We start from the raw sequence: 11,100 nt of genomic DNA, 5'->3' as shown, positions 1-11,100 counted from the left end.
CCCGATTACCTGCTTTCGGCGTCTTCACGTAGATGTTGCAGTCATCGGCGTAGCGGACGAACTGATGCCCGCGCTTCTCGAGTTCCTTGTCCAGTTCATCCAGGACAATGTTCGAGAGCAGCGGGCTTAGGGGACCTCCTTGCGGAGTGCCTTCTTCACTATTCATCACAACTCCGTTTATCATGATGCCGGTTTTCAGATACTTGTGGATGAGCTTAAGCAGACGCTTGTCCTCGATTCGCTTCGCCAGTTGCCCCATGAGCTTGTCATGGTTCACCCGGTCGAAGAATTTCTCCAAGTCGATATCGACTACCCAGCGGTTGCCATCTGCGATATAGCCTCTTGCTTTCTTGACCGCCCCGTGGGCACTCCGATTTGGTCGGAACCCGTAGCTATGGTCAGAGAAAGTGGGGTCATAAATAGACGACAACACTTGGGCAATCGCCTGTTGAATGAAACGATCAATCACGGTAGGGATGCCAAGCAGTCGCACACCGCCGTCAGGTTTCGGGATTTCGACCCTGCGGACCGGCTGCGGCTGATAGGTTCCCGACAGAAGTTCCATTTTCATGGTATCCCAGTGTTCGATGACATGCGCTCGCAGGTTTTGTACGGTCATTTCGTCGACACCGTGGCTTCCTTTATTCCGAACCACTCGGTTCAGGGCACGTATTAAATTTTCCCGTGAAAGAATCTGTTCCATTAACATTCGTTATGCCTCTTTCCGTGAACAACGTTTCTTCTTTATCCAGTTTCTGCTCCACCCTCTTGATGTCCCCAGTGGAATTCACCACGTCCTCCATTCAAGCAAGCCCTCACGGGTTGTCTGTGTTCAATGCAGAAACTGCCTGCCAAGATGTTGCTCTCTCTTAATTGTTCAGCCCTTCCCATCCGTCTCGAGAGCGAATGGTACTATGGCTTCTGCTGACTTCTGGTTGTTCAGCTGTCCATCACTGGGCAGGTTACCAAGGGTACTTGGCATTTCAACCAGACCTCCCCGGGTAAGAACGCAATCTTTCCCTCCACCTATCTGCTTCATTTACTGCATGCGACCTTCGGCAGAAAGGACTTCGCCTTGTTTGGCAGGCTCACCCAATCGCACATAGCCTTCTATGAAGTTCGTGTTCCTCAGACCGGAGGTTTGCCGCCCGCTTCCTTCAGATTCCACGTCGCCGTGGACACCCTTGCGCTTGGCTAACTGTTACTTCTGCCTTCACAGTTCGGGACTTGCACCCTATAGATTACGCCCATGCCGGGCACACCAAAAAAACCGTCCCGATTTTCACTTCGGGACGGTTTTACTATTTTTACGAACGGTTCATGCCGGTATAGATCAATAGGAGACGCGCTAGTTCAATCACAGCGACTGCTGTTGCAGCGACATACGTCATCGCTGCTGCATTCAATACTTTCTTTGCATGAGGTTCTTCCTCGTTGCGGATGATATTGGCTGACAGCATTTGGTCCATTGCCCGGTTGGATGCGTTGAATTCAACCGGCAGGGTGATGATCTGGAACAAGACGCCCATTGCCAGCAGGATGATGCCGATCAGCAAAGCTCCACTGATGGACGAAAAAATTCCGATCATGATGAATATCCACGACATGTTGGATGAAATATTCACTACCGGCACAAGGCGGTGGCGCAAGCGAAGGAAGGAATAATCTTCCGCATCCTGAATTGCGTGCCCCACTTCATGAGCCGCTACAGCTGTACCTGCGACAGAAGCTTCATGATAGTTATGGCTGGAAAGCGCCACAGTTTTTTTCAACGGGTTATAATGATCGCTCAACATTCCCCGGCTTTCGATGACTTTAACGTCAAACAGGCCATTTTCGTCCAGAATGATGCGGGCCACTTCTGCTCCGGTATGGCCGGAAGTGGAACGGATTTTCGAATATTTTTTGTACGTTTTTTTTAATTTAAATTGGGCCCATAAAGGCAGTAATAGCAAAACGGCGAAATAAATGAGGTAAGAACCTAATCCCATATAGAAATAACACCCTTTCTTAGTTGTCTGTTAACTCTATTTTACCTGCTTTGGTCAGTTTTGGTCAACTGAAACGATGCGGGTTTATGAAGCCATGAAACAAACAAAGCAAACGCTATGCAGCCAATCGAAAGCCAGAAAGTGAAATAGCCAATCCCATTGCTGAACTCGGACAAACTGCTGTAAATCGGCATTTGGCCGAACACATAATCGATTACATCGTTATGCAACGTCCAAACGGCAGCAAGGGCTGCTGCAAGCCAGCCGAACCGGTAATGATCGATATAAAGCACTGCCTGCATCGCCATTGCAAAATGGGATACCACAAGCATCCAACCGATCCAACCGATGTCCCCTGTCTGCCAGAGTGTCAGGAGATTCATCACCACTGCCCATAATCCGTATTTGATTAAGGTTATAAATGCCAACGCTTCAACCAGGCTGTTCTGCTTGCCGATCAACCATAATCCGAGGACGATGGTAAAAAACAGACTGGCCGTCGGGCTGTCCGGAACAAACAGTAGAAATTTCGGTTCTGTAACAGCCATTTGCCATCCATACCATATGTATCCATAAATTGTTCCTCCCAGATTTATAAAAAACAGCAGCAGGAGAAATGGCTTGAACATAAGCCATGCAGAAAGTTTATTTACAAAGGAAAACATTCAGTTCCGTCCTCTCAAGATAGCAAAAAAGAGCCGGTTTCCCGGCTCTTTTTTAATATGTTATTCTGCTTCCAGGCCAGCGATGAACTCAGACAAGACCTGCAGATTTTCTTCAGTACCATCCCATGAAGGCGGCATAGATTGTACTCCGCCCTCTTCGATACCGTTGACAGCAATTTCAGCAATTTCTTCAGGAGTCAAACCGGTTCCTACAAGTGTAGGTCCGACTGCTCCTTCGAGGTTATCGCCGTGACAGCTGATACAGGTGGCTTGGGAGTAAATTTCATAGCCGGGATCGGATGTATCGATCTCAACTTCTTGTGTAATCTCGCCTTGAGCTTCAGCAGCTTCCCAGTCATGATTAGCGACAGATTCCCAAGTCAGGAAAATGATGGAAACGATTCCAAGAAGCATGAATCCAGTTGGCAATGGCCGTTTTGATGGTCTTCTTTCTTCACCGCGATCCAAGAATGGAGCCAGCATCAATGCGCCAAAAGCGAGTCCTGGAATGATGATGGCACCCACGACATTGAATGGGCCTGAAGCGAATTCGTACTTAAGTAATTGGTATAAGAATAAGAAATACCAGTCTGGCAATGGAATATATGCTGTATCAGTCGGATCCGCCTGACCCTCTAGAGGCGACGGGTGAGCGACAGTCAAAAGCAGATACCCGATCAAGAACACTGAGCCGATCATCCATTCTTTCAAAAGGAAGTTTGGCCAGAAAGCTTCTGTCTTACCAGGGTATTCGGAATAATCCTTCGGGATATTCGGCTTGCGATGCTCCAAAGATGGTACGCGCGAATCCCCTACAAATTTCATCCCTTTTCCGCGATGCATAGTGTCCCCTCCTTTAAAAATCCATTAAGCCCCATTGCTTACAATGGGCCTGAAATACCCTGTCTCCGAATCATGATAAAATGCGCACCGAGCAACCCAAGCAAAGCGGCAGGCAAGAAGAATACATGAATTGCGAAGAAACGGGTTAAGGTTTGTGCACCAAGAATCGTTGAATCCCCGGCAAGCAGGACTTTGATCATACCGCCGATTACTGGAACAGATGCAGCGATTTCAATACCAACCTTAGTCGCGAATAATGCTTTCATATCCCATGGAAGAAGGTAACCAGTGAAACTCAATCCAAGGATAACACCGAACAGCAATACGCCGACAACCCAGTTCAATTCACGCGGTTTCTTGTAAGAACCGGTGAAGAATACGCGAAGCGTATGGAGGAAAATCATAACTACTACAAGAGAAGCTCCCCAGTGGTGCATACCGCGCACAATTTCCCCGAATGCTACTTCATTCTGAAGATAATAAACCGACTGCCATGCATTCTCGATATCTGGTACGTAGTACATAGTTAAGAACATACCGGATAAGATCTGAATTACCGTGATGAAGAACGTCAATCCCCCAAAACAATAAACGAATGCCGAAAAGTGGTGTGCGGGGTTTACGTGTTCCGGTACTTCATGGTCCGCAATATCACGCCAGATCGGCGTAATGTCCAGACGCTCATCAACCCAATCATATAACTTGTTTAGCACTGGTGTCGTACCCCCTAACTATTAAACTAATGTGTTCAGTTTTATTGCTCCGATGGCTACATAGCCATCCTGTTCCTCGACTTCATACTGATCGAGTGGCCCAAGCGGTGGTGTGCCTGGAACATTCAGCCCATTTTTCTCATAACGTCCGGCGTGGCACGGGCAGAAAAATTGGTTCGGCTTTTCCGGATCACCGGCCCAGTTGACTGTACATCCCAAATGTTTACAGACAGGTGAAAGCGCGATTAATATGTCGCCGTCTCTGTACACCCAAGCTGAATTTGTTACTTCAGATACATACCATGCATCAGTTTGTTCAAATGTAAAGTCGACGCGCACTGGTTCTTCAGTGACATCTTCCGCTCGCTGGTCTGTCAATACGAAGTCGCCTCCGCCCTTCTGTTGAAGAACCGGGTCAACTGCAAAACGCACCATAGGCATCAGCATACCTGCTGCCATGAATCCACCTACACCTGTTAATGTGTAGCCCAAAAATTGACGTCGTGATACACGATTGTTACTCATCCTTTTCCCCCCTCTAACATTCAAGGTCAGTCCAATGGACATACTCATTCAAATATAATTACTAGGACAACTTAATGATATATCAATAAAAAGTGCAGGTCAATAAAGCTGTGAAGCTAATTGCCAGTTTGTGAACATTTCATGAAGCTTATGACCATTCTTTGATAAAAAGTGGGAGAACCTGCCGCAACTGGTCTTCCATGACAGATTGCTTGAAATTCCTGTCCATATGTTCCGTTGGAATTGCCGGCAGCCACAGTACATTTTCGAGTTGATCGACCGACCGCCATTCGGCATCTGTGGTCATATAGAATACGTGCTTGAAAGCAGCTCTTTTCATTTCAGTTGAAATTTCCTCCGCCAGCCTCACTCTGTCCGCTCCGCTCGTATAAGTGACCGGAGGGAACAAAAGAATACGGCCTCTGAACTGTTTTTCAAGCAGAGCCGTCAAGGATTGCAGATATTCAGAAGCACCGGCACTCGATTTCAGGCCGGAGGGGCTTAAATCAAGCTCCAGAAGAGGCACAACCGCAGTGTCAACATATTCCTGCTGGCTGAGATATTGGTCCATGTCTTTGCCGATAAAATGCATGAGATTTACTCACCTTCCAATTTTTTGATCATTTTTATGTTATGCAGCAACGATGAAAGTTCAAAAAACTTTTCTTTGTCATTTGCATCGAGGGCTTCATCAATCTGTTTGAGAATCGTTTCTTCCTGGAAAGAAGACAGGCTCTCCGCCAGCACCTCTTCCGCCAGCTTCCGGTCTTCGGCACTGATTGTTTCATCCATCGGAATATATGGATTTTCTTCCAGCACGGAAAGATACAGTGGAGAAGGCGGCCGGTTCGGAAAATTCAATTGCAGGTATAAATCCTGTTCCGGATTCAAGCGCAGGTCATGAAAAGACTTCTCTGCATCTGCAGTCATCAAATTGCCCTTATAAAAACGGAACGGCAGTTCTTTTGATTCCGTTGAGGACATGACCATTGCGCGCGGACAATAATGCGCCTCTTCAACAAAATGGGTTTTCTCCAACAGTTCTTCATTGCTGAGCATATAGTTCAAGATCCAAATACATTCGCGGCGTTTCATTTTATACGATTGAAGAAACCAGCGGACAAATTGCTTTTTATCTCCAACCGAAACGGAAGCGGTCATGATAACTCCTCCTTTCATTCAAAAGATTGCTGCATGTCCAGCCATTCCTGATTTTCAGGTTCCAAAACCTGCAATTCCTTAATAACTTCAAGAGCACGCTCCCTTTTTCCTTCTTCGATAAGGAATCGGGCATATTTTCCGAGAAAGTCCGAATCATCACGGAAAGACGGGTAGGCCAATTCAAAGTAGGAAGAGGCTTTCTCAAACTGTTCGGTGCGTTCATAGGATTCCGCAATCATCGGATACAACCCGGCCCAATCATCACCGCTTGCCACCACTGCTTCTGCCAACTCAAGAACGTCTTCATCCATTTCGTTGGAATGGAAATAGGCTGCAAGCGCATAAATCGCCTCCATGTATTCCGGATCAAGAGCGACCGCCTGCCGCAGATGTTCCACACCTTCTTCCGTGCTGCCGAGTTTCATCGCCAGTTTGCCGGCAAAAAGATATAACTCTTTATCGAACTCGTCCCTTTTCAATCCTTCTTTAACAGCTTCATAAGCCCCCTTGTAATCTTCGGCCATATTCAGGCTTTGGGCTTTCAGCAGATAGGCTGAAAAATAATCGGGATCGAGAATGATCAATTCGTCGAGCCGTCCCACTGCTCGGTCGTACTGGCGGGTCTGGAATGCAGCGACTGCTGCGCCGAAAAGAACATCCGGCTGCACCTGGTTCTTCAAAGCTTCTTCATAATAAGGCAATGCTTCTTCATAAGCTGCTCCAGCGCTATAAACCTCTGCCAGCCTTTCTGAAAAGTTCACACCCTCCAATTCAATTCCTGCAGCGTTCAGATCCCGATAAATTTTTGCGGATTCCAAATACCTGCCTGAGTCCAGCAGCAATTCCGCTTTGGCCTGCATCAGAAGGGGTTCCTCCGGCAACAGCCCGATGGCTTCATCCAACCGGTTTTCAGCAGCTTCCATCAATCCCTGAAGCTGGAACAGATCCGCCAGAGTAACCAATGCCTGCGGATAGTATTCGTCGTCTTTTGGAACTTCCATCAGCAGGTTCAACGCTTCATCTTCCCGGTCCGCTTCGATCAGCAGATTTGCCCTGTCGATTTTCAATTGGCTTTCTTCCGGAAAAAGATATTCGAGATGTTCCAATACTTTTATCGCTTCTTCGACAAAGCCGATTTCCCCGAGCCATTCCGACAAGCCGTATTGCTCATCGGGATCGCCGCTCAATAAATAGGTATCGAGCAGGGAATTGACCTTTGCCATGTCCCCAAGTTCCACAGCTTTTTGAACGTCTTCTACAGTTGCCATACAATCACCTTTTCTTTCAGTTTCCTTACTCCATCCTACACGATACGCTGTTTTAAGCATAATAAAAACCCCCCCGAAGGAGAGTCAGTCAATCAGTCTTTTAAGATGTTCCATAAAGCCCGGATATGAGACAGCGATGCAATCCGGATCATCGATTGTTACAGGGCCGTCTGCTGTCAGGGAAGCGACAGCAGCCATCATGCCAAGCCTGTGGTCGCCGTAGGTTTTCATTTCTGCACCTGTCAGCGGAGTCGGTCCATTTATGATCATGCCGTCGCTGGTGGCAGTGATATCCGCACCCATTTTTGCCAGCTCATCCACCACCGCAGAAATGCGGTCTGTTTCTTTGACGCGCAATTCCTCAGCATCTTTTATCACTGTCGTCCCGTGGCACTGCGTCGCTATCAGCGCAATGACCGGGATTTCATCAATCAATCTCGGAATGAGGGCGCCTCCGATTTCTATTCCCTTCAGGCGTGACGACCGGATGACCAGGTCAGCCGAGCGTTCACCTTCCACAGCAGTTTCTTCCATTTCAAAGTCTGCCCCCATTTGTCCAATAACATCCAGTATTCCCGTTCTGGTCGGGTTTGTTCCCACATTGGTCAACCGGATTTCACTGCCCTGGGTTATGAGTGCCGCACCTATCATAAATGCGGCGGACGAAATATCGCCCGGAACTTTTACGTGGTTGGCTGTAAGCTTCTGGCCGCCTCCCACTCGAATGGTATTGCCGCTACGCTTTATCACAGCTCCAAAATGACCAAGCATGATTTCAGTATGGTCACGGGTTGCGACAGGTTCCTCGATAAGAGTAATCCCATCAGCATAAAGAGCAGCCAGCAGTATTGCAGATTTCACCTGGGCGCTGGCAACCGGCAGGGTATAGTTGATCGCTGACAGTTTGGTACCCTGTATTGCCAAAGGCGTAAAATGACCATTTTGGCGTCCTCGGATGTCTGCTCCCATTTGGCGCAAAGGTTCGACAATCCGTTTCATCGGACGTTTGGCAATTGAATCATCGCCGGCAACAACTGAATGGAAATTTGTCGCAGCCAATAGCCCCAGCATCAAACGGGTGGTCGTTCCGGAATTGCCGGTATCCAAAATCGCAGCAGGTTCTTTCCACCCGGCAGCACCTTCACTGGTAATCGTCACCCGATCTCCATCCAGATCTATTGTGACCCCAAGTTTCCGGAAACAGCTGATTGTGCTCAAGCAATCCGCCCCGAGAAGAAACCCTTCTACTGTAGTTTTTCCGGAAGCCATTGCACCGAACATGATGGAACGGTGAGAAATCGACTTATCTCCCGGAACCTGTATGGTACCCTTTAAAACCGGTTTCTTATACTCAAGATTTAACGGCATTCTTTCTGCCTCCTCTCAGGAAATATATACGTCATAGACAGTTCTCGCAGCAATGCATGCTTTCGCCCGTTGCCGATCTTCATCTGTCTGAAAACTGATCACCAAAATACCGAAAACATCTTCACGGGTTTCCAGTATCCGGAGATTGACAATGCTGATCTGCTCTTCGGCGAGATAGCCGGTCAATTCAGAAATGATGCCGGGAACATCCGGAACATCAATATAAAGGTCGAAAACAGAATACATGGCTCCGTGGCCGGCTATCGGCAGTTGATCTCTGACGATTTTGGCTTTTTCGAAATAACGCCTTATCGGCTCTTCTTCGTTTGCTTCAAGCAGTTTTTTCAGGTTTGCCATTTCATCAATCCACTGCGCAAGCTGCCGGGTGATCATGCCGTTATTTTGAGTCGTGATATCACGCCACATGACGGGATCTGATGAAGCAATGCGGGTAATGTCCCTGAACCCGCCCGCAGCAAGCTGCCGGGTAAACGGATACTCCTGCTCCCTGTCCAGCTGATGGACAAGCGAGGCGGCGATCAGGTGGGGGAAATGGCTGACAATCGATGTCATATGATCATGTTCTGTTGCTGACAGTGTATGAACCTTCGCTTTTGTTACGGCCAGTAAATCCTTTAATTTGTTGATGTGCGCTGCCCCGGCCAGAGGGCCCGGCGTCAAAATATAATAGGCATTCTCAAACAGGACTTCTTTTGCCGCTTCTACTCCGCTTTTATGGGAACCGGCCATTGGATGGCCGCCGATAAACACGTGTTCGAGATCCTTCGCCGCTTCCATTATCTCCATTTTTGTGCTGCCGGTATCACTGAGAATAACATCCTTGCGCAGTTTCCAGAAACGGCTTTGCTGCAGGAGTTTTTTTGCAGCGCCGACCGGCGTGGCAAAAAAAATGAAATCCGCTTCCGCCGCCGCTTCTTCGAGAGACAGCACCGGCTTGTGGATGATGCCCATCTTGTATGCTTTCCGCACCGTCAAAGCGTCCGCGTCATAACCATAAACAATCGCGTCCTCATGCCTCATCAGCGATTTCGCAAGAGATCCGCCGATCAGGCCGAGCCCGATAACCAGAATATTTGTCTTCACTATATATCCACCTTGCTGTCTTTAATAAGATCCGGGCGCAATTTCACAGCTTCATTCATATATATATGGTTAATCTCCTGCTGGCTCTTCTCAGTATTGGCATGCATCATGACACGTATGCACAAAGGCATGCTGCCATGCACATCCATTTCGTGCGTGCACATCACCGGCACATAGGTCCAATTGTCAATCGTCCGAACCGCTTTTGCCGGGAATGCGGAGGATATGTCTGTCGTTGTCGAAATGACAACGGATGCAACCTGATCCGGCTCCACATCATTTTCCTTTGCCATTTCCAAAACCAACTTCTTTGTCTCTTTGAGGATTTCATCCGGGTGATCGGCTGAAACAGTAATAGCTCCCCTAATGCCTCGCATCATCATATATGCATCTCTCCAATCGTTGCGCATAGTTCGGTGTATGCATTTTCTGCCTTCTCTGCTTCGACCGTTTCCATCAAAGGCCTGCCAGTTTCGCGGAGAAGCACGAAGTTCAATAGACCGCCGGCTGTTTTTTTGTCTTTTTTCATATAGCTTTGCAGCGTTTCAAAAGGAATCCCTTTTAACAACTCGAGCGGATAGCCATTTGCTTTGCACCACTCCAGAAACTGCTGGAATTTATCGTGTTCCGACAGGAGCAGTGCGTACGCCATACCGATGGCAACTGCTTCTCCGTGCGTAATTTTCCCATAACCCGACGCCGCTTCTATGGCATGGGCAAGGGTATGGCCAAAATTCAAATATTTCCGCACACCTGTTTCATATTCGTCTTCTTCAACGATCGCCGCCTTCACGGCGATGCCTCTTTCCAGATGCAGTGCCAATTCCCCGTCGCTCAGTTGGTTGAAATCCGTAACGGCCAACAACTCATCCAGCCAGGCTTCATTTGAAATAAAAGCGTGCTTGATGACTTCTGCCATACCAGAGCGAAGTTCCTGCTCCGGCAATGTCGAAAGAAAATGGGTATCGTAAAGGACTGCAAGCGGTTGGTAAAACGTACCAATCATGTTTTTTCCGAGCTCATGGTTGATAGCCGTTTTGCCCCCCACTGCACTGTCATGGGCCAATATTGTCGTGGGAATTTGGATGAACGGAATGCCTCTCATGAATGTCGAAGCGACAAACCCCGCCAAATCGCCAGTTGCCCCTCCACCAAAAGCCAGGATGAGGGAGTTTCTGGAAAATCCTTCCTGCAATAAAAAACTCTGGCAATCCATATATGTGCTGATGGATTTAGCCTGTTCGCCGGAGGGAATCACCTTGTATTTTACTTTGTCGGAACTCGGCACATGCATTTTAAAATAGTTTGAATGCAATTTCAAAACTGTTTCATCCGCAATGATGCCAATTTTATCTGCATCCTCGATCAATTCCCTGTATTCTTCGTACAATGCTCGTAAGGCTCTGGTGCCGATATGGACCTGATAAGGATGGGAGGCTTCTACAGTGAGTGTCTTCATAGG

Annotated in this window: 13 protein-coding genes; all 13 read right to left on the bottom strand. The window is 47.9% G+C overall.

All coding sequences use genetic code 11. The annotated features are described in order from the left end of the window. Positions 1-709: group II intron reverse transcriptase/maturase (gene ltrA / locus DIJ65_RS08080; RefSeq protein ID WP_142836489.1), on the bottom strand; the 709-nt coding region annotated here is incomplete at its 3' end. Positions 710-1,307: 598 nt separating this feature from the next. Then, positions 1,308-1,991 carry a zinc metallopeptidase gene (locus DIJ65_RS08075; RefSeq protein WP_117300975.1) on the bottom strand — a complete coding sequence of 228 codons (684 nt, stop codon included), beginning with the start codon at positions 1,989-1,991 and terminating at the stop codon, positions 1,308-1,310. 41 nt (positions 1,992-2,032) lie between these two features. Further along, complete coding sequence (lhaT, locus tag DIJ65_RS08070; protein ID WP_117300974.1) at positions 2,033-2,656, bottom strand: lipoprotein heptaprenylglyceryl N-acetyltransferase LhaT; 624 nt, start codon at positions 2,654-2,656, stop codon at positions 2,033-2,035. A 60-nt stretch (positions 2,657-2,716) separates the two neighbouring features. Next, a complete protein-coding gene (locus tag DIJ65_RS08065) occupies positions 2,717-3,499 on the bottom strand; it encodes a menaquinol-cytochrome c reductase cytochrome b/c subunit (protein WP_117300973.1) in 783 nt (260 codons plus the stop codon). 38 nt (positions 3,500-3,537) lie between these two features. Beyond that, complete coding sequence (qcrB, locus tag DIJ65_RS08060) at positions 3,538-4,212, bottom strand: menaquinol-cytochrome c reductase cytochrome b subunit (RefSeq protein ID WP_117300971.1); 675 nt, start codon at positions 4,210-4,212, stop codon at positions 3,538-3,540. 21 nt (positions 4,213-4,233) lie between these two features. Beyond that, entirely contained in the window at positions 4,234-4,737 is a 504-nt protein-coding gene (locus DIJ65_RS08055; protein ID WP_117300970.1) for a Rieske (2Fe-2S) protein, read from the bottom strand. A gap of 148 nt (positions 4,738-4,885) precedes the next feature. Next, positions 4,886-5,329 (bottom strand): DUF2487 family protein, encoded by a 444-nt coding sequence (locus DIJ65_RS08050; protein WP_117300968.1) that lies wholly within the window; start codon positions 5,327-5,329, stop codon positions 4,886-4,888. Between the two features lie 5 nt (positions 5,330-5,334). Beyond that, complete coding sequence (locus DIJ65_RS08045) at positions 5,335-5,898, bottom strand: ReoY family proteolytic degradation factor (protein ID WP_117300966.1); 564 nt, start codon at positions 5,896-5,898, stop codon at positions 5,335-5,337. Between the two features lie 14 nt (positions 5,899-5,912). Further along, entirely contained in the window at positions 5,913-7,166 is a 1,254-nt protein-coding gene (locus DIJ65_RS08040) for a tetratricopeptide repeat protein (protein WP_117300965.1), read from the bottom strand. 84 nt (positions 7,167-7,250) lie between these two features. Continuing rightward, the gene (gene aroA / locus DIJ65_RS08035; RefSeq protein WP_117300963.1) at positions 7,251-8,534 is read right to left on the bottom strand and encodes a 3-phosphoshikimate 1-carboxyvinyltransferase; all 1,284 of its coding nucleotides are present in this window, start codon (positions 8,532-8,534) and stop codon (positions 7,251-7,253) included. 15 nt (positions 8,535-8,549) lie between these two features. Beyond that, complete coding sequence (locus tag DIJ65_RS08030) at positions 8,550-9,638, bottom strand: prephenate dehydrogenase (protein WP_117300962.1); 1,089 nt, start codon at positions 9,636-9,638, stop codon at positions 8,550-8,552. Further along, positions 9,638-10,018, bottom strand: coding sequence for a chorismate mutase (aroH, locus tag DIJ65_RS08025; protein ID WP_117300982.1), 381 nt, complete (start codon positions 10,016-10,018; stop codon positions 9,638-9,640). Before aroH ends, DIJ65_RS08030 begins: the two co-directional genes overlap by 1 nt. Next, positions 10,018-11,097, bottom strand: coding sequence for a 3-dehydroquinate synthase (aroB, locus tag DIJ65_RS08020; RefSeq protein WP_117300960.1), 1,080 nt, complete (start codon positions 11,095-11,097; stop codon positions 10,018-10,020). The genes aroH and aroB overlap by 1 nt, the downstream gene beginning before the upstream one ends. Between the last annotated feature and the right edge of the window lie 3 nt (positions 11,098-11,100).

Source organism: Planococcus salinarum (assembly GCF_007004625.1).
GTDB classification, from domain to species: Bacteria; Bacillota; Bacilli; order Bacillales_A; family Planococcaceae; genus Planococcus; species Planococcus salinarum.
The sequence above is the reverse complement of the archived record's forward strand: the minus strand, read 5'-3'. Positions and strand labels throughout refer to the sequence as shown.

What these genes read in the sequence shown, in the direction of transcription:
- lhaT (WP_117300974.1), bottom strand. Translation starts at nt 2,656, where the DNA reads ATGTTTTCCTTTGTAAATAAACTTTCTGCATGGCTTATGTTCAAGCCA.
- DIJ65_RS08045 (WP_117300966.1), bottom strand. Translation starts at nt 5,898, where the DNA reads ATGACCGCTTCCGTTTCGGTTGGAGATAAAAAGCAATTTGTCCGCTGG.
- aroA (WP_117300963.1), bottom strand. Translation starts at nt 8,534, where the DNA reads ATGCCGTTAAATCTTGAGTATAAGAAACCGGTTTTAAAGGGTACCATA.
- DIJ65_RS08065 (WP_117300973.1), bottom strand. Translation starts at nt 3,499, where the DNA reads ATGCATCGCGGAAAAGGGATGAAATTTGTAGGGGATTCGCGCGTACCA.
- aroH (WP_117300982.1), bottom strand. Translation starts at nt 10,018, where the DNA reads ATGATGCGAGGCATTAGGGGAGCTATTACTGTTTCAGCCGATCACCCG.
- aroB (WP_117300960.1), bottom strand. Translation starts at nt 11,097, where the DNA reads ATGAAGACACTCACTGTAGAAGCCTCCCATCCTTATCAGGTCCATATC.
- DIJ65_RS08050 (WP_117300968.1), bottom strand. Translation starts at nt 5,329, where the DNA reads ATGCATTTTATCGGCAAAGACATGGACCAATATCTCAGCCAGCAGGAA.
- DIJ65_RS08055 (WP_117300970.1), bottom strand. Translation starts at nt 4,737, where the DNA reads ATGAGTAACAATCGTGTATCACGACGTCAATTTTTGGGCTACACATTA.
- DIJ65_RS08040 (WP_117300965.1), bottom strand. Translation starts at nt 7,166, where the DNA reads ATGGCAACTGTAGAAGACGTTCAAAAAGCTGTGGAACTTGGGGACATG.
- DIJ65_RS08075 (WP_117300975.1), bottom strand. Translation starts at nt 1,991, where the DNA reads ATGGGATTAGGTTCTTACCTCATTTATTTCGCCGTTTTGCTATTACTG.